14 protein-coding genes and 1 pseudogene are annotated in these 18578 nt (G+C 72.8%); 2 read left to right on the top strand and 13 right to left on the bottom strand.

The features are described from left to right. Positions 1–342 precede the first annotated feature (342 nt). A complete protein-coding gene (hisS, locus tag NX801_RS11455) occupies positions 343–1605 on the bottom strand; it encodes a histidine--tRNA ligase (RefSeq protein ID WP_258787282.1) in 1263 nt (420 codons plus the stop codon). Between the two features lie 13 nt (positions 1606–1618). Beyond that, positions 1619–2326: an MBL fold metallo-hydrolase gene (locus NX801_RS11450; protein ID WP_258787281.1), complete on the bottom strand. Its 708-nt coding sequence runs from the start codon at positions 2324–2326 to the stop codon at positions 1619–1621. A gap of 250 nt (positions 2327–2576) precedes the next feature. On the opposite strand from NX801_RS11450, the gene NX801_RS11445 reads away from it, so the two are divergent. Beyond that, a complete protein-coding gene (locus NX801_RS11445) occupies positions 2577–3374 on the top strand; it encodes a peptidylprolyl isomerase (protein ID WP_258787279.1) in 798 nt (265 codons plus the stop codon). 171 nt (positions 3375–3545) lie between these two features. Continuing rightward, complete coding sequence (locus tag NX801_RS11440; protein WP_258787277.1) at positions 3546–4775, top strand: DUF349 domain-containing protein; 1230 nt, start codon at positions 3546–3548, stop codon at positions 4773–4775. An 864-nt stretch (positions 4776–5639) separates the two neighbouring features. Here the strand turns inward: NX801_RS11440 and NX801_RS11435 are convergent. From NX801_RS11435 to pdxS, 11 genes and pseudogenes are all read right to left on the bottom strand, one after another. Next, complete coding sequence (locus NX801_RS11435) at positions 5640–8123, bottom strand: RelA/SpoT family protein (protein WP_258787275.1); 2484 nt, start codon at positions 8121–8123, stop codon at positions 5640–5642. A gap of 299 nt (positions 8124–8422) precedes the next feature. After that, positions 8423–8983, bottom strand: a complete 561-nt coding sequence (locus tag NX801_RS11430; protein WP_258787273.1) for an adenine phosphoribosyltransferase — start codon at positions 8981–8983, stop codon at positions 8423–8425. Then, positions 8980–10089 (bottom strand): protein translocase subunit SecF, encoded by a 1110-nt coding sequence (secF, locus tag NX801_RS11425; RefSeq protein WP_258787271.1) that lies wholly within the window; start codon positions 10087–10089, stop codon positions 8980–8982. Before secF ends, NX801_RS11430 begins: the two co-directional genes overlap by 4 nt. A 1-nt stretch (position 10090) precedes the next feature. Continuing rightward, on the bottom strand, positions 10091–11869 hold the full coding sequence (secD, locus tag NX801_RS11420; protein ID WP_258787269.1) for a protein translocase subunit SecD: 1779 nt from the start codon (positions 11867–11869) through the stop codon (positions 10091–10093). 142 nt (positions 11870–12011) lie between these two features. Next, the gene (gene yajC / locus NX801_RS11415) at positions 12012–12587 is read right to left on the bottom strand and encodes a preprotein translocase subunit YajC (protein WP_258787267.1); all 576 of its coding nucleotides are present in this window, start codon (positions 12585–12587) and stop codon (positions 12012–12014) included. 212 nt (positions 12588–12799) lie between these two features. Then, positions 12800–13879: a Holliday junction branch migration DNA helicase RuvB gene (gene ruvB, locus NX801_RS11410; protein WP_258787266.1), complete on the bottom strand. Its 1080-nt coding sequence runs from the start codon at positions 13877–13879 to the stop codon at positions 12800–12802. Positions 13880–14250: 371 nt separating this feature from the next. After that, positions 14251–14865 carry a Holliday junction branch migration protein RuvA gene (gene ruvA / locus NX801_RS11405; RefSeq protein WP_258787264.1) on the bottom strand — a complete coding sequence of 205 codons (615 nt, stop codon included), beginning with the start codon at positions 14863–14865 and terminating at the stop codon, positions 14251–14253. A gap of 194 nt (positions 14866–15059) precedes the next feature. Continuing rightward, positions 15060–15626: pseudogene (gene ruvC / locus NX801_RS11400) on the bottom strand (crossover junction endodeoxyribonuclease RuvC); the annotation flags it as partial. Between the two features lie 320 nt (positions 15627–15946). Next, positions 15947–16699 carry a YebC/PmpR family DNA-binding transcriptional regulator gene (locus tag NX801_RS11395; protein ID WP_258787262.1) on the bottom strand — a complete coding sequence of 251 codons (753 nt, stop codon included), beginning with the start codon at positions 16697–16699 and terminating at the stop codon, positions 15947–15949. Positions 16700–16761: 62 nt separating this feature from the next. Then, the gene (pdxT, locus tag NX801_RS11390) at positions 16762–17373 is read right to left on the bottom strand and encodes a pyridoxal 5'-phosphate synthase glutaminase subunit PdxT (RefSeq protein WP_258787261.1); all 612 of its coding nucleotides are present in this window, start codon (positions 17371–17373) and stop codon (positions 16762–16764) included. After that, positions 17373–18281 (bottom strand): pyridoxal 5'-phosphate synthase lyase subunit PdxS, encoded by a 909-nt coding sequence (gene pdxS / locus NX801_RS11385; RefSeq protein ID WP_258787260.1) that lies wholly within the window; start codon positions 18279–18281, stop codon positions 17373–17375. The genes pdxT and pdxS overlap by 1 nt, the downstream gene beginning before the upstream one ends. Positions 18282–18578 lie beyond the last annotated feature (297 nt).

Here is an 18578-nt window from a genome sequence, read left to right as displayed (position 1 = left end):
ACAACCCCCGCCCGGCACCGGTGCCCGAGGGCGCCCGGTCCGGGGTCTTCCGGTCCACCGCTGCTGTCGTCGTCATATCGGCCGTTCCCTCGCCTGGGTCCGTAGGGGGTGGTCCGGGGGTCGCCCGGGTCGCCCCGGGCCACCGGGTGCCGCCGGCACCCGGGACGGTCCGCTCGGCCCCCGGGTGTCAACGCCGGAGCACCGCACATTCTGCCGCACGGCGGGGTAAGGGAGTTGTTCGGATTTCCTGTGCGGGCCGGGAAAGGCCGAAAGGCCCGGACGCGCGGCGGCGTCCGGGCCCTTGGTCCTCCGTCCGGCGGCTCCGCCGGGGGCCGGCCGGGCTCAGCCCAGCTTCGCCCGGAGCACCGGCAGCAGGTCCGCCGGGGCGACCGCCTGCTGCTCGCCGGTCTCCATGTCCTTGAGCTGGACGACCCCCTCGGCGAGGTCCCGCTCGCCGGCGACCAGCGCGTACCGGGCGCCGCTGCGGTTGGCGTTCTTCATGGCGCCCTTCAGCCCCTTGCCGCCGTACGCGAAGTCGGTCGCGACCCCGGCCCTGCGGAGCTCGGTGACCAGGCCGAACAGCACCCGGCGGGCCTCCTCCCCGAGCGGTACGGCGTAGACGCTGGTGGCGGCCGGCAGTTCCAGGGCGACGGACTCGGCCTGGAGGGCCAGCACCGTGCGGTCCACGCCCAGCGCCCAGCCCACCGAGGGCAGCGCCGGGCCGCCGATCATCTCGGAGAGCCCGTCGTAGCGGCCGCCGCCGCCCACCGCGGACTGCGAGCCGAGGCCGTCGTGGACGAACTCGAAGGTGGTCCTGGTGTAGTAGTCCAGGCCCCGGACCAGCTTCTCGTCGTCCTCGAAGGCGACGCCCGCCGCCGTCAGCAGCGCGCGTACCTCCGCGTGGTAGCCCTTGCAGGCGTCGCACAGGTAGTCCCGCAGCAGCGGGGCGCCGGTCAGCTGCTTCTGCACCTCGGCGCGCTTGTCGTCGAGCACCCGGAGCGGGTTGATCTCGATCCGGCGGCGGGTGTCCTCGTCCAGGTCGAGCCCGCGCAGGAAGTCCTGGAGGGCGTCCCGGTAGACCGGACGGCACTCCTTGTCGCCCAGCGAGTTCAGCAGGATGCGGAAGTTCCGCAGGCCGAGCGAGCGGTACGCCTGGTCGGCCAGAATGATCAGTTCGGCGTCGAGCGCCGGGTCCTCCGCCCCGATCGCCTCCGCGCCGACCTGCGAGAAGTGGCGGTAGCGGCCCTTCTGCGGACGCTCGTAGCGGTAGTAGGAGCCCGAGTACCAGAGCTTGACGGGCAGGTTGCCGGCCTTGTGGAGGTTGGCCTCCAGGGCGGCGCGCAGCACGGAGGCGGTGCCCTCGGGGCGGAGCGCCAGCCGGTCGCCGCCCTTGGTCTCGAAGGCGTACATCTCCTTGGTCACGATGTCGGTGGACTCGCCCACCCCGCGCGCGAACAGCTCGACGTTCTCGAAGCCGGGGGTCTCCACGTAGCCGTAGCCGGAGTTCCGCAGCGGCGCGGCGATGGCCTCGCGGACGGCGAGGTAGACCGCCGAGTCGGGCGGCAGCAGGTCGTAGGTGCCCTTGGGGGCCTGGAAGGTACTCACAGCGCTTTCTCTGTCACATTCCTCGTCGGGGAGCGTCCGTGCTCCCGGGGCCGGCGGCCACGTCCCGCAGATAGGGGTTGGCGGCCCGCTCACGGCCGATGGTGGTCTGGGGGCCGTGGCCGGAGAGGACCACGGTCGAGTCGTCGAGCGGCAGGCACACCCGGGCGAGCGACCGGAGCATGTCGTCCATGTCGCCGCCCGGCAGGTCCGTGCGTCCGATGGAGCCGGCGAAGAGCAGGTCGCCCGAGAAGAGGACGGACGGGATGTCCGCCGCCTCGGGCAGCCGGAAGGTCACCGACCCCTTGGTATGACCGGGCGCGTGCGCGACGGACAGTTCCAGACCGGCCAGCTCCAGGGTGGCGCCGTCGTTCAGCTCGCGGAGGTCGTCCGGCTCCCCCACGGTCAGCTCGCCCATCAGCGGCATCCCGATGGACCGCCCGAGCGCCTTCTCCGGGTCGCTCATCATGTAGCGGTCGCGGGGGTGGATCCAGGCGGGCACCTCATGGGCGCCGCAGACCGGGACGACCGAGGCCACATGGTCGATGTGGCCGTGCGTGAGCACCACGGCGACCGGCTTCAGCCGGTGCTTCCGGAGCGTCTCCTCGACGCCCTCGGCGGCCCGGTGACCCGGGTCGATGATCACGCACTCCTCACCGGCGGCGGGGGCGACCAGATAGCAATTGGTCCCCCAGGCCCCGGCGGGGAACCCGGCAATGAGCACGATCGTTCCTTGGTGGTCGTCCGGCACTCGGGATGCGGGCCGGTGCCCGGAGCCCGGGTACGGAACCCGGTCCGTCCGGTCCGGCGGAGGAAATGCGGCGGACCAGAGCCTACCGGCGCTGATCGGCACACAGCCAACCCGTATACGGTACGGGGCACACCCGCCCGGCCGGGAATCCGGCCCGGCCGGCGGCCCGGTCGTCCGGAGGGGAACGGCCCAGTCAGTCGCCCAGTCACGAGGAGAAGACCCGGTGGTCAGCAGCGATCAGCGGCGGCGCCAGCTCGCCAGGGAGAAGTTCGAGCGCCAGCGGCAGCGGCGCGAGGAGACCCGGAAGAAGGCCAGGCGGCGCAACGCGATCATCGCCGCCGCGCTGGCCGTGGTGGTGGTCGCCGGGGCGGCGGCGTACGCCTCGGTGGGTCTCTTCGACGGCGACGGCGACAAGAAGACCGACGGCACCAGCAGCGCCGACAGCGCCGCCGGCAGCCCGTCGCCGGACGCGAGCACCGGGGGCGAGCCGGCGATGACCGTCGACAAGTCCGCGAAGTACACCATGACGCTGAAGACCGATCACGGGGACGTGGCCGTCGCCATGGACCCGGCGAAGACCCCGCACACGGTCAACTCCTTCAAGCATCTCGCGGACAAGAAGTTCTTCGACGGGACCAAGTGCCACCGGCTGACCACGCAGGGGATCTTCGTCCTCCAGTGCGGCGACCCGCAGGGCACCGGCAGCGGCGGCCCCGGCTACACCGTCCCGGACGAGAACCTGGGCGCGCTCGGCAAGGCCGGGACGGACGGCCGGGTCACCTTCAAGGCGGGCACCGTGGCGATGGCCAACACCGGACAGCCCAACTCCGGCGGCAGCCAGTTCTTCCTCGTCTACCAGGACACCCGGCTGGCGCCCACGTACACCCCGTTCGGGACCATGGACGCCGCCGGTCTGGCGGCGGTCCGCGAGGTGGCGAAGGGCGGTGTGGAGGGCGGGGCCGGCGACGGCGCCCCCAAGAAGGCGGTCACCATCGAGAAGGCCACGGTGACCACCTCCTGAGCCGGGCTCCCGGGGCCGCTCCCGGAACCGGAGAATTCGGTCGCGCTGACTGCGGACAGCCGGGCGGCCGGTCGCCTAGATTGGCGTAGTGCGGGGCGGGCCGGGCCCGCCCGAGGAAACTGTGGACGATGTCCGGGGGGACCCCCGCCGGCATCATGTGGAGGAGGCGCTGTGAGCAGCGACCCGTGGGGCCGCGTCGACGAGACGGGCACCGTGTACGTGCGTACAGCCGACGGCGAGCAGGTCGTCGGATCGTGGCAGGCCGGTACTCCCGAGGAGGCGCTGGCCTACTTCGAGCGCAAGTACGAGGGCTTGGTGGTCGAGATCGGCCTCCTCGAGAAGCGCGTGAAGACCACCGATCTGTCGGCCAAGGACGCCCAGGCCGCGATCGAGCACATCCGGCACCAGGTGGACGAGCACCACGCGGTGGGCGACCTGGCCGCGCTCGCCAAGCGGCTCGACGAGCTGACCGGGACGGTGGAGGCGCGCCGCGAGGAGCGCAAGGTCCAGAAGGCCAAGCAGACCGACGAGGCCCGGGCGGCCAAGGAGGCGCTGGTCACGGAGGCCGAGGAGCTGGCCGCCAGCGAGCAGTGGCGGTCGGCCGGCGAGCGGCTGCGGGCGCTGGTGGACACCTGGAAGGGCCTGCCCCGGCTCGACCGCAAGTCGGACGACGAGCTGTGGCACCGGTTCTCGCACGCCCGGTCGGCGTTCTCCAAGCGGCGCAAGGCCCACTTCGCCGCGCTGGACGCCCAGCGCGAGCAGGCCCGGCAGACCAAGGAGCGGCTGGTCGCCGAGGCCGAGTCGCTGTCGGGTTCCACCGACTGGGGCGCCACGGCCGCGCGGTACCGCGAGCTGATGGCGGACTGGAAGGCGGCGGGCCGGGCCCAGCGCGAGCACGAGGACGACCTGTGGAACCGTTTCCGCGGCGCCCAGGACGTGTTCTTCGCCGCCCGCAGCGGGGTCTTCGCGGAGCGGGACGCCGAGCAGACCGAGAACCTCAAGCTGAAGGAGGAGCTCGCGGCCGAGGCGGAGAAGCTGGTGCCGGTGACGGATCTGAAGGCGGCGCGTTCGGCCTTCCGCTCCATCAACGAGCGCTGGGAGGCCATCGGCCATGTCCCGCGCGACGCCCGGCCGAAGGTCGAGGGCCGGATGCACTCGGTGGAGCGGGCGATCCAGGACGCCGAGGAGACGGAGTGGCGCCGCACCAACCCGGAGGCGCGCGCCCGGGCGGCGGGGCTGACCGGTCAGCTCCAGGAGGCGGTGGACAAGCTCCAGAAGCAGATCGACACCGCCCGCGCGGCCGGGAACGACGCCAAGGCCGACAAGCTGGCGCGTGAGCTGGAGGGCCGGCAGGCGCTGCTGGACCAGGCGCTGAAGGGCCTGGAGGAGTTCGGCGGCTGAGCCTTCCGCTCAGGTGGTACGCGAAAGGGGCCTCCCGTACGGATCCGTACGGGAGGCCCCTTTCGCGTGCCGCGTGCCGCAGGCCCCGTGGTCGGCGCCGTCCACGGCCTTCCGGCCGTGGACGGCGCCGGACGGTCTCATGGCCGCCGTCGTACGGCCACGGGCCCGGCGCCGGGCGACCCCGCCGCTGCCGTCGGGCGGTCTCGGGGTGCCGTCGGCCGACCTCAGAACCCGGCGCCCGGCGGCCTCATGGCCGCTGCCGGGCGGCCTCGGGGCCGGCGTCCGAGGGCCTCGGGCCCGGGGCAGAACGGCCATGGGGCCAGCGTCGGGCGGTCTCGGACCGGGGCAGGGCGGCCTCGTGGTCGGCGTCGGACGGCCCCGTGGCCGGCGCCGGGCGACCTCGCCGCTGCCGTCGGGCGGCCTCAGAACCCGGCGCCTGGCGGCCTCATGTCCGGCGTCGGGCCGCCTCGGCGCCGAACGGCCGGGCCCGGTGCCGACCGACCTCGTGGTCGGCACCGGACGCCTCGTGGCCGGTGCCGGACGACCTCGCCGCTGCCGTCGGACGGCCTCGGGGTGCCGTCCGACGGTCTCATGACCCCGGCGCCTGGCGGCCTCGGGGCCGGCCGTCCGAGGGCCTCGGGCCCGGGGCAGAACGGCCTCCGAGCCGGTGTCGGACGGCCTCGGACCGGTGCCGACCGACCTCGTGGTCGGCGCCGGACGCCCCGTGGCCGGCGCCGGGCGACCTCGCCGCTGCCGTCGGGCGGTCTCGGGGTGCCGTCGGCCGGCCTCAGAACCCGGCGCCTGGCAGCCTCAAGGCTGCCGTCGGGCGGCCTCGGGGCCGACGCGCGGCCCCGCGTCGGGCGGCTACGGGCGGCGGGCCGAGGTCACGCGGTAGACGTCGTAGACGCCCTCCACGCCCCGCACGGCCTTGAGCACATGGCCGAGGTGCTTGGGGTCGCCCATCTCGAAGGTGAACCGGGAGGTGGCCACCCGGTCGCGGGAGGTCTGCACCGCCGCCGACAGGATGTTGACGTGCTGGTCGGAGAGGACCCGGGTGACGTCGGAGAGCAGCCGGGACCGGTCCAGCGCCTCCACCTGGATGGCGACCAGGAAGACCGACGACTGGGTGGGCGCCCATTCGACGTCCAGGATCCGCTCCGGCTGCTGGGAGAGCGAGTCCACGTTGACGCAGTCGGCGCGGTGCACCGAGACACCGCTGCCCCGGGTGACGAAGCCGATGATCGGATCGCCCGGTACCGGCGTACAGCAGCGGGCCAGCTTCACCCAGACGTCCTCGACACCCTTGACCACCACGCCCGGGTCGGCGCTGGAACGCCGCTTGGACCGGCCGCGCGAGGGCGGCGCCGACTCCGCGACGTCCTCCTTGGCGGCCTCCTCGCCGCCGAGCGCCTGCACCAGCTTCTGCACCACGCCCTGGGCGGCGACATGGCCCTCGCCGATCGCCGCGTAGAGCGAGGAGATGTCGGGGTAGCGCATCTCGTGCGCCAGGGTGACCAGCGAGTCGCCGGTCAGGATGCGCTGGATCGGCAGGTTCTGCTTGCGCATGGCCCGCGCGATGGAGTCCTTGCCCTGCTCGATCGCCTCGTCCCGGCGCTCCTTGGAGAACCAGGCGCGGATCTTGTTGCGGGCCCGGGGGGACTTGACGAAGCCCAGCCAGTCCCGGGAGGGTCCGGCGCCGGGCGCCTTGGAGGTGAAGACCTCCACCAGGTCGCCGTTGTCGAGGGTGGACTCCAGCGGCACCAGCCGCCCGTTGACCCGGGCTCCTATGGTCCGGTGGCCGACCTCGGTGTGCACCGCGTAGGAGAAGTCGACCGGCGTCGCCCCGGCGGGCAGCGCGATGACGTCTCCCTTGGGGGTGAAGACGAAGACCTCGTTGCGGGAGAGGTCGAAGCGGAGCGACTCCAGGAACTCGCCCGGGTCCTCGGTCTCCTTCTGCCAGTCCAGCAGCTGGCGCAGCCACGCCATGTCGTTGAGGTGGTCGTCCTTGCCGGTGGTCCGGGGCGCGTCGCTGCGCACCTTGGAGGCTCCGGCGACCGCCTCCTGCTTGTACTTCCAGTGCGCGGCGATGCCGTACTCGGCGCGGCGGTGCATGTCGAAGGTGCGGATCTGCAGCTCGACCGGCTTGCCGTTGGGGCCGATCACCGTGGTGTGCAGCGACTGGTACATGTTGAACTTCGGCATCGCGATGTAGTCCTTGAACCGGCCGGGGACCGGGTTCCATCGCGCGTGGACGGTGCCGAGGGCGGCGTAGCAGTCGCGGACCGTGTCGACCAGCACCCGGATGCCCACCAGGTCGTAGATCTCCGCGAAGTCCCGGCCGCGGACGATCATCTTCTGGTAGACGCTGTAGTAGTGCTTGGGCCGGCCGGTGACGGTGGCCTTGATCCGGGCCGCCCGCAGGTCGCTCTGGACCTCGTCGGTCACTATGGCCAGGTACTCGTCCCGCTTGGGCGCCCGCTCCGCGACGAGCCGGACGATCTCGTCGTACATCTTGGGGTAGAGGATCGCGAAGGCGAGGTCCTCCAGCTCCCACTTGATGGTGTTCATGCCCAGCCGGTGGGCGAGCGGGGCGTAGATCTCCAGCGTCTCGCGGGCCTTCTTCTCCTGCTTCTCCCGCTTGAGATAGCGCATGGTGCGCATGTTGTGGAGCCGGTCGGCCAGCTTGATGACCAGGACCCGGGGGTCCTTGGCCATGGCGACGACCATCTTGCGGACCGTCTCGGCCTGGGCGGCCTCGCCGAACTTGACCTTGTCCAGCTTGGTGACGCCGTCGACCAGCAGCGCCACCTGGTCCCCGAAGTCCTTGCGGAGGGCGTCCAGCCCGTACTCGGTGTCCTCCACGGTGTCGTGGAGCAGCCCGGCCATCAGGGTCGCCGGGTCCATGCCCAGCTCGGCCAGGATGGTGGTGACGGCGAGCGGATGGGTGATGTAGGGGTCGCCGCTCTTGCGCTTCTGCCCCCGGTGCCAGCGCTCCGCGACCTGGTAGGCGCTCTCGATCTGGCGGAGCGTGGCGCTCTCGATCTTGGGGTCGTTGCCGCGCACTATCCGCAGCAGCGGTTCCAGGACGGGGTTGTACGGCGACGAGCGCTGCACCCCGAGCCGCGCGAGACGCGCCCGCACCCGGCTGGAGGAGCCGCCGCCCCGGGCCGCCGACGGCGGGGTGGGCTTGGGTGCGGTGACCGGGGCGGGGCCCTGGGCGCGCTGCGGTGCCGCGGGCTTCGGCCGGGTCTCCGCCGGCGTGTTCCGGGGCGTGGCTGGGGCCGCCGCGGTCCTGTCGGCCCGCTGGTCGGGCTGCGCGGCGGAGAGTGGCTGGGCCTCGTCTGGCAAGAGCGCTCCTCGTGCGGGTCCGGGTCCCCCGGTCAGGCCCGGAACCCCATGGTACTGACCTCCGGGTGCCCCGCTCGCCCCAGAAGTGGCCGGGAATCGTCCCCCGGGCGGCGGAGCCGGGTCCCGCACAACGCGGAACGGGCACCCGGTGTTCCCCGGGTGCCCGTTCCAGTGGCCGATATCCGGCGGCCGTCCGGTGTCCGATCCGCGCCGGGCGCCGCCCCGACCTGCGGCTGGTCGGCACCGGGGCCGGTGCCGGAGTCACCGCGCCGGAGGCGGCCCTGCCGGCCCGGCGGCGGTCAGATCGCGATCAGCGCGTCCAGCGGCGCTCCGCCGAGGGCGGTTTCCAGCCGGGCCCGCCCGCCCAGGAAGCCCAGCTCCATGAGGACGGCGACGCCCGCGACCTCGGCGCCGGCCCGGCGGATCAGCTCCAGCGAGGCCCCGGCGGTGCCGCCGGTGGCGAGCACGTCGTCGATGACCATCACCCGGTCACCGGCGGCCAGGTCCTCGGCGTGCACCTCGATCTCGGCGGAGCCGTACTCCAGGTCGTACGCCTGGCCCAGGGTGGCGCCGGGCAGCTTCCCGGCCTTGCGGACGGGGACGAAGCCGAGGCCGGCCGAGACGGCGACCGGGGCGGCCAGGATGAAGCCGCGCGCCTCCAGGCCGACGACCTTGGTGGCACCGTGCCGGACGCAGAGCCCGGCGAACCAGTCGGTGAGCGCGGTGAACGCCTCCGGATCCGCGAGCAGCGGAGTGATGTCCTTGAACACCACCCCCGGCTTCGGGTGGTCCGGGACGTCCCGGATGCGGCCGAGCACCAGCTCACGGGTGGCCGCCTCGCGGGTGTCCGCGGCGGTCACCGGCGCCGCCCCCGGCCCCGGCTGGGCTGGCGGCGCTGGCCGACCATCGCGCCGGCGGCGGCACCGTCGGTCTCCTCGGCCCCCGGCTCCTCCCCGGTGCGCCCGGCGTCGTCCGCGCCGGCGGTCTCCGCCCTGGCGGCCTCCTGGGCGCGCTTGGCGAGCACCCGCTTGCGCAGCGCCTTCATCTGCGGGTCGCGCTCCTTGAGGTCCGCGACCAGCGGGGTGGCGATGAAGATGGACGAGTACGCGCCGGCGGCGAGACCGACGAAGAGCGACAGCGAGATGTCGTTCAGCATGCCGGCGCCGAGGAAGCCGCCGCCGATGAAGAGCAGACCGGCGACCGGCAGCAGGGCCACCACGGTGGTGTTGATCGACCGGACCAGGGTGCCGTTGAGGCTGCGGTTGGCGATCTCGCCGTAGGTCCAGCGGGTCTGCTTGGTGATTCCCTTGCTGCTCTCCTTGAGGCCGTCGAAGACCACCACGGTGTCGTAGAGCGAGTAGCCGAGGATGGTCAGCAGACCGATCACGGTGCCCGGGGTGACCTCGAAGCCGACCAGGGCGTAGATGCCGACGGTGATGGTGAGGTCGTGGATGAGGGCGATCAGCGCCGCCAGCGCCATCCGCCACTCGAAGGCGATCGCCAGATAGATGACCACCAGCACCATGAAGACGCCGAGACCGGTCCATGCCTTGTTGGCGATCTGCTCGCCCCAGCTGGGGCCGACCAGCTCGGTGTTGATCTCCTTGTACGGGACCTTCAGGTCGGTGGCGAGCTGTTCCCTGACCTGGTTGGCCTTCTGGGTGTCCAGGCTGGAGACCTGGATGCGCAGCCCGCCGGTGCCGAGCTTCTGGACGATGGCGTCGTGGCCGGACGCCTCCTCCGCGAGCTGCTCCGCCTTGGCCGCCGAGACGGAGGTGCGGTCGGTGGTGAAGACCGCGCCGCCCTTGAACTCGATGCCCATGTTGAGGCCGCGCACCGCCAGGCCGACGATGGCCGTGATGGTGATCAGGATCGAGATCGCGTACCAGATCTTCCGCTTGGCCACGAAGTCGTAGCCGACCTCGCCGCGGTAGAGCCGGGCGCCGAGACTGCCGAGCTTGGACATCTCACGCCTCCTTCGGGTCGATGGGGGCGGAGACACGGCGGGAGCGGCGCAGCGGGGGCTTGACGCCCAGGCGCTTGGGGTCCAGTCCGGACCACGGGTGGCCGCCGCCGAAGAACTTCGTCCGCGCCAGCAGCGTCATCAGCGGCTTGGTGAAGAGGAAGACCACCACCACGTCGAGGAGGGTGGTCAGGCCGAGGGTGAACGCGAAGCCCTGCACCTTGCCGACGGTGACGATGAACAGCACCGCGGCGGCGAGGAAGGAGACGAAGTCGGAGACGAGGATGGTACGGCGGGCGCGCGGCCAGCCGCGCTCCACCGCCGGGCGGAGGGTGCGGCCCTCCCGGATCTCGTCCCGGATGCGTTCGAAGTAGACGATGAACGAGTCGGCGGTGATACCGATCGCGACGATGGCACCGCAGACCGCCGGCAGGTTGAGCGCGAAGCCGATGGCCGGGCCGAGCAGGGACATCAGGGTGTAGGTGAGCACCGCCGAGGCCAGCAGCGAGAGGATGGCGATCAGCGCCAGACCCCGGTAGTAGGCCACCAGGTAGATGATGACCAGGGCGAGACCGATGGCGCCGGCGATCAGACCGGCCCGGAGCTGCTCACCGCCGAGCGCGGCGGTGACGGTGGTGACGCTCTCCTCGCGGAAGGTCAGCGGCAGCGCGCCGTAGCTGAGGATGTTGCCCAGGTCCTGGGCGGACTGCTGGGTGAAGTTGCCGCTGATCTGGGCGCGGGCGCTCAGCGTCTCGCGCACGTACGGCGCGGAGGCGACCTCGCCGTCCAGCACGATGCCGAACTGGTTCTGCGGCGAGGGCTGCTGCGACAGCTTGCTGGTGATCTTCTGGAACTTCTTCGAGCCCTCGTTCGTGAAGTCCATCTGGACGATCCACTGGCCGGACTGCTGGTCGATGACGCCCTTGGCGTCGTCGACGTCCTTGCCGTTCAGCTCGGCCGGGCCGAGGAGGTACTTCTCCCACTGGCCGGAGCTGTTCTTGCTGCAGGCCACGACGGAGTCCTGGGGCCGCGCCTTGCCGACCTTGCCGCGCTGCTTGTCGTCGGCGCAGTTGAGCGCGGTGAACTGCTGCTGGAGCTTGGCGTCGGGGGCGGGGGTGGTGGCGCCCGGGGTGGTGGGCGCCGAGGGGGCGCCGGACGGGGCGGTGGAGGGCGAGGCCTTCGGGGAGGGCGCCTTCTGGAGACCGGCCGGGACCGGGCGGCCCTGGGCGGTGGTGCTCGGCGAGGGCGCGCCGGCCGCCGGCGGGTCCGCCTTGTCGCCGCCGGCCGAGGCGCCGGGAGCGGGGCTCTTCGAAGGGGAGGCGCTGCCCGAGGGCGACGGGCTGCCCGAGGGGGTGGGCTGGGCCGGCTCGCTGCCGGCCACGTTCAGCACGGGCCGGAAGTAGAGCTGGGCGGTGGTGCCGACCTGCTTGCGGGCCTGCTCCTCGTCCACTCCCTTGGGGATGTTGACGATGATGTTCTCTTCGCCCTGGGTCTGGACCTCGGCCTCGGAGACACCCAGGCCGTTGACCCGCCGCTCGATGATGCCGACCGCGGTGGCCATATTGGTCTGGTTGACCGCGCTCTGGCTCTGCCCCGGCTCGGGGGACGCCTTGAGCGTGATCGTGGTGCCGCCCGCCAGGTCGATGCCCAGGCGGGGCGTGGTGTCCCCGGACCAGAACATGGCGCCGGTGAGCGCGGCCATCGCGATCAGGATCAGTGCCAGGGTCCGCCCCGGCCTGCCCTGGCCCCCCGAGGGCCCGCGGCCCTTCTTCGGTGCTGCCACCTTGTCGATTCTCCCTGTCCAACCGCCCCGGGCCGGGTGTGCCCGGGGCGGCCACGAAATGATGTGGGGACGCTCCCCCGCGAGGTGAACCCCGGCCGGGGACCGGGGACGCCGGTCGGCGTCCCCGGTCCCCGGCGGTGCGTCACTTCGCCTCGGTGCCGCCCTCGGCCTTGCCGGTGGTACCGGTCGGGCCTTCGGTCTTGCCGGTGGTGCCCTCGGTCGTCTCCCCGGCGACGGGGCCGGCCGAGTCGGTCTCGGTCTGCTTGGTGAGGTCGGCCTTCTTCGCCGGGCCGGCCGGGCCGTCCTTCGGCTCGGCCGCGCCGTCGGCGGCCTCCTTGGCCTCCAGCTGGCGGACCGGGTCGACCGGCTCGACGAGCGAGGAGGCGTCGTCCGGAACGGCCGGCGTCTCGGCGGCGGTCTCGTCGGCCGGCTCCTCGCCGTGCACGATCCGGTTGTACTCGGCGTCGTCCAGGACGGCGCCGATCGCGTTCTTGGCGTAGATCGCGTGAACGCCGGGCGCGACTTCCAGCAGAACGGTGTCGTCGCCGACTTCCTTGACGGTGGCGTACATCCCCCCGATCGTCCGTACGCCGGTGCCGGGCTGCATCTCATTGCGCATCTGCGCCGCCTGCTGCTGCTTCCTCTTGGCGGAGCGGGTCATCAGGAACATGGCCCCGATGAGGACGATGAACGGAAGGAAGGAGAAGACGTTAGTCACGGAACGGAAATCCTTCGCACGGACGCGGAACACCGCGGCCTGGTCTTCGGGGGTGGGTACACCGGCCCCGCAGGGTCGGCATCGGCGGAGTCTAGGCGAGTCCGCATCGTTGGAACAACGCTCAGCATGGCACCGGGGTTCCGCCCCGGGCGACTCTCCCCGCCGTCATGCCCCGCCGCCACCGGATGTCGCGCCCCGCGAAACGCCCCGCGTCATGCCCCGAAGAGACCCTGCTGGCCGGCTCCGGCGCCGCCCGCCTGCGGGGGAACCAGGCCGAGGTGCGCCCAGGCGGCGGGGGTCGCGACCCGGCCGCGCGGGGTCCGGGCGAGCAGGCCCTCCCGGACCAGGAAGGGCTCGGCCACCTCCTCGACGGTCTCCCGCTCCTCTCCCACCGCCACCGCCAGGGTGGAGAGTCCGACCGGTCCACCGTTGAAGAGCTTCAGCAGGGCCCGGAGGACCGCCCGGTCCAGCCGGTCGAGCCCCCGGTCGTCCACCTCGTAGACGCCGAGCGCGGCGCCCGCGATGGACCGGGTGATCACGCCGTCCGCCTTGACCTGGGCGTAGTCCCGGACCCGGCGCAGCAGCCGGTTGGCGATCCGGGGGGTGCCCCGGGAGCGGCCGGCGATCTCGGCGGCGCCCTCGGTGTCGATCTCCACGTCGAGCAGCGAGGCGGAGCGGTGCACCACCCGCTCCAGCTCGGCGGGGGCGTAGAACTCCATGTGCGCGGTGAAGCCGAACCGGTCGCGCAGCGGCGGCGGCAGCAGCCCGGCCCGGGTGGTGGCGCCGACCAGGGTGAACGGGGGCAGCTCCAGCGGGATGGCGGTGGCGCCGGGGCCCTTGCCGACCACCACGTCGACCCGGAAGTCCTCCATCGCCATGTAGAGCATCTCCTCCGCGGGCCGGGACATCCGGTGGATCTCGTCCAGGAAGAGCACCTCGCCCTCCTGGAGCGAGGAGAGGATGGCGGCGAGGTCCCCGGCGTGCTGGATGGCGGGGCCGGAGGTGATCCGGATCGGGGCGCCCATCTCGGCGGCGATGATCATGGAGAGGGTGGTCTTGCCCAGGCCGGGGGCGCCGGAGAGCAGCACATGGTCGGCGGTGGCGCCCCGGGCGCGGGCGGCCCGCAGCACCAGGTCGAGCTGCTCGCGGACCCGCTCCTGGCCCACGAACTCGCCCAGGGACTTGGGCCGCAGCGCCGCCTCGACGGCCTGGTCCTCGCCGTCGGCGGAGGCGCCGACCAGCCGCTCGGCGGCGGTGTCGTCGCTCGTGGTCGCGGGGTCGTCCCAGTTCACGGTGGTTCGCCTTCGGGTCTCGGACGGGTACGGGTGGCCGGGGTCGCCCGGTGGGGCGGCTCCCCGGTGGTCTGCCGGCGGTCGGACGGGAGGGCCGGATGCCGGGCCGGGCGCGGCGTCCGTTGCGGTCCCTCCTGGGGTGTCGCGGTCCCTCCAGGGGCGTCGCGGTCCCTCCAGGGTGTTGCATTCCCTCCAGGGTGGGGAGCGGGCTCGCGCGTGGCGATCCGTCCGCGAGGCCACGAGGTGCGGCCCCGGCGGGACCGGTGGAGCGAAAGCGTGTCGCGCGCCCTCCGGGGTGGACGGAGCGAAAGCGTACGTCGCGTCCCGGGGGAGGCGGCGCGCGGTGCCGGTGTTCGGCCCGGGCCGGACACTCAGCGGGTGCGGTTGAGGGTCTGGAGAGCGGCCTTGAGCAGGGTGCCGACCTGGGGGGTGCCCTCGGTGGCCTCGGCCTGCGGGGTGACGGCGGCCACCGCCTCGTCGGCCTCCCGGGTGGCGTACCCCAGGCCGACCAGGGCCGCGTGCAGCTGGTCGCGCCAGGAGGCGGTGACGGGCGCCCCGATGCCCTGGCCGGCGGCGGCGCCGAGCGGTGCGCCGAGCCGGTCCTTCAGTTCGAGCAGCAGCTTCTGGGCGCCCTTCTTGCCGATGCCGGGCACGGCGGTGAGCGCCTTCTCGTCCCCGGTGGCCACCGCGCGGCGCAGCGCGTCCGGGCGGTGCACGGCCAGCATCGCCTGGGCGAGCCGGGGGCCGACGCCGCTGGCGGTCTGGAGCAGCTCGAAGACCTGGCGCTCGTCGTCGTCGGCGAAGCCGTACAGGGTCAGCGAGTCCTCCCGGACCACCAGGGAGGTGGCGAGCCTCGCCTCCTGCCCGATCCGGAGGCCGGAGAGGGTGTCGGGGGTGCACTGCACGGCCATGCCGACGCCACCGACCTCGATCACCGCGGTGGTGGGGGCGAGGGCGGCGACCGGGCCGCTCACGAAGGCGATCATGACGTACGGCCTTTCGATGCGTCCGGGACGTGCGGGGCGGCGGCCGGTGCCGCCTGACGGCCCGCCTGAGGTGTTCCCTGAGGTGTTCGGGGAGAGGCCGGTGGCTGATCGGTGCCCGGCGGCAGGGCGGTGGCCGGTGGCTGATCGGTGCCGGGTGACTGGCCGGTGCTCGGCGGCCGGCGGGCGGCCACCGCCGGGGGCGCCACCGCTGTCCGGCGGCCGACCGCCGCCGCGGGCCGGGCCGTGGCCGCCTGGTGCGCGGCGACGGCTCGCTGGAGGCGGTTCTGCGCGGGGGCGCGCCAGATGTGGCAGATGGCGAGGGCCAGGGCGTCGGCCGCGTCGGCCGGCTTGGGCGGGGCCGCGAGCCGCAGCAGCCGGGTGACCATGGCACCGACCTGCGCCTTCTCGGCCCGCCCGCTGCCGGTCACGGCCGCCTTGACCTCGCTGGGGGTGTGCAGGGCGACCGGGATGCCGCGCCGGGAGGCGCAGAGGATGGCGACCGCGCTGGCCTGGGCGGTGCCCATCACGGTCCGTACATTGTGCTGGCTGAAGACCCGCTCCACGGCGACCCGCTCGGGTTCGTACCGGTCGAGCCACTCCTCTATGCCGCGCTCGATCGCGACCAGCCGGTGGCCGGTCTCGGCGTCGGCGGGGGTGCGCACCACCCCGACGCCCAGCATGGTCAGCGGGCGGCCCGCGACGCCCTCTACGACGCCGACACCGCACCGGGTCAGCCCCGGATCCACCCCGAGCACGCGCATTCCGCCCCTCCCCCGGCTCTCCGGCCCAGTTCGTTCAGGTGTTTCATCTGTGTGCCGCAGGCTATCGGCCGGGACCGACAACGGCGCACCGCACCGCCCGCGACACGGCCCCGCGGAGTGCCCGGAGACGGGTGGCAGGGGGCGGCGGCGGCAGGACGGCAGGGGGACGACGACGGGGAACGACGACGCGGCGGGCCGACGGATCAGTCCGTCGGCCCGCCGCGTCGGACGCCGTGCGGGCGGGCACCCGAGACCGTCCGCCGTGCGGACGGGCCGGCGCCCGGAGCCAGGCATCGCCCGGGATCAGGCGGCACCCGGGATCAGGCGTCGACCTTCTCCATCACCTCGTCGGAGACGTCGAAGTTGGCGAAGACGTTCTGCACGTCGTCGCTGTCCTCCAGCGCGTCGATCAGCTTGAAGATCTTGCGCGCGCCCTCCTCGTCCAGCTCGACCTGCATGGTCGGGACGAAGTTGGCCTCGGCCGAGTCGTAGTCGATCCCGGCCTCCTGGAGCGCGGTGCGGACGGCGACCAGGTCGGTGGCCTCGCTGAGCACCTCGAAGGACTCACCGAGGTCGTTGACCTCCTCGGCGCCCGCCTCCAGGACCGCGCCGAGCACATCGTCCTCGGAGAGCTCGCCCTTGGGGACGATCACGACGCCCTTGCGGTTGAAGAGGTACGAGACCGAACCCGGGTCGGCCATCGAACCGCCGTTGCGGGTCATGGCGACCCGGACGTCGGAGGCGGCGCGGTTGCGGTTGTCGGTGAGGCACTCGATGAGCACCGCGACACCGTTCGGGCCGTAACCCTCGTACATGATCGTCTCGTAGTCGACGCCGCCGCCCTCGAGACCGCCGCCCCGCTTGACGGCGGAGTCGATGTTCTTGTTGGGGACGGACTGCTTCTTCGCCTTCTGGATGGCGTCGAAGAGCGTCGGGTTGCCCTCCGGGTCCGGACCGCCGGTGCGGGCCGCGACCTCGATGTTCTTGATGAGCTTCGCGAAGAGCTTGCCGCGCTTGGCGTCGATCACGGCCTTCTTGTGCTTCGTCGTAGCCCATTTAGAGTGGCCGGACATCTGCCTGTCTCCTTCGCGTAACCCTTGTCGATACGAACCCGAGTGATCCTACCGGGATCGCGTCACGCCGCCGTCCGCGCCGTCGCGGTCCGCACCATCCCGGTGAACAGGGCGTGCAGCCGGTGGTCGCCGGTCAGCTCGGGGTGGAAGGAGGTGGCGAGGGCGTTGCCCTGCCGTACGGCGACGATGTGGCCCTCGTGCTCCGCGAGGACCTCCACGGACGCGCCCACCGACTCCACCCAGGGGGCCCGGATGAAGACGCCCTCCACCGGGTCGCCGTCCACCCCGGTGACCGCGACCGCGGCCTCGAAGGACTCGTTCTGGCGGCCGAAGGCGTTGCGGCGGACGATCATGTCGATGCCGCCCAGGGTCTCCTGGCCGGAGCGGGGGTCGAGGATCTTGTCCGCGAGCATGATCAGACCGGCGCAGGTGCCGTAGACCGGCATCCCGGCGGCGATCCGCTCCCGCAGCGGCTCCAGCAGCCCGAAGAGCGCGGCCAGCTTGGAGATGGTGGTGGACTCGCCGCCCGGGATGACCAGGCCGTCGACCTCGGCCAGCTCCTCGGGGCGCCGGACCGGCCTGGCCACGGCGTCCGCCGCGGCCAGGGCGATCAGGTGCTCGCGTACGTCGCCCTGGAGGGCCAGGACGCCGATCAGCGGGGTACCGGAGGTCATTACCAGCCCCGGTTGGCGTAGCGCTCGGCCTCGGGCAGGGTGTCGCAGTTGATGCCGACCATGGCCTCGCCCAGGTTGCGGGAGGCATCCGCGATGATCTTCGGGTCGTCGTAGAAGGTGGTGGCCTTCACGATGGCGGCGGCGCGCTTGGCCGGGTCGCCCGACTTGAAGATGCCGGAGCCCACGAAGACGCCCTCGGCGCCGAGCTGGCGCATCAGCGCGGCGTCGGCCGGGGTGGCCACACCGCCGGCCGAGAAGAGGACGACCGGCAGCTTGCCCAGCTCCGCGACCTCCCTGACCAGCTCGTAGGGGGCGCGCAGCTCCTTGGCGGCGGCGAACAGCTCGTTGTTGTCGAAGCCGCGCAGCTTGGCGATCTCGTTCTTGATCTGGCGCAGGTGGCGGACGGCCTCGACCACGTTGCCGGTGCCGGCCTCGCCCTTGGAGCGGATCATCGCCGCACCCTCGGCGATCCGGCGCAGGGCCTCGCCCAGGTTGGTGGCGCCACAGACGAAGGGGGTGGTGAACGCCCACTTGTCGGAGTGGTTGATCTCGTCGGCCGGGGTGAGGACCTCGGACTCGTCGATGTAGTCGACGCCGAGCGACTGGAGGACCTGGGCCTCCACGAAGTGGCCGATCCGGGACTTGGCCATGACCGGGATGGAGACCGCCTCGATGATCTCCTCGATCATGTTGGGGTCGGACATCCGGGCCACGCCGCCGTCCTTGCGGATGTCCGCCGGGACCCGCTCCAGGGCCATCACGGCCACCGCGCCGGCGTCCTCGGCGATCTTCGCCTGCTCGGCGTTGACCACGTCCATGATGACGCCGCCCTTGAGCTGCTCCGCCATGCCGCGCTTCACGCGCGCGGTGCCGGTCTCGGGCGTCTGCGGGGAGGTGGTGCTGGACATGGAGGGACCTCACTCGGAAGAACGGGGTTTTCGTCAACCGTGAGGTAACCGGGGCGGACCGGTCCGGGGCAAGGGCCAATGGTGAGCCGGTGGCTCGTTTTCCGGCCGCCGGGTGTGACCGAACGCACGGGGAACCCGCAGCTCAGCGCCCGTATCGGGACGCCTGGGGCGGGCGGGTCGGGGGAGGCCCCGTGGCGTCGGTGGCCCCTGGGGCGGGGGTGCGGTTCCCGGGCTCGGGCCCGGTGGCCGGGCCTCCGCCGGTCGCCGGTCGTCCGCGCCGCCGCCGGCTCCGCCGGT

Origin of the sequence: Streptomyces pyxinae (assembly GCF_024756275.1) — a bacterium.
In the GTDB taxonomy this organism is placed as follows: Bacteria; Actinomycetota; Actinomycetes; order Streptomycetales; family Streptomycetaceae; genus Streptomyces; species Streptomyces pyxinae.
The sequence above is the reverse complement of the archived record's forward strand: the minus strand, read 5'-3'. Positions and strand labels throughout refer to the sequence as shown.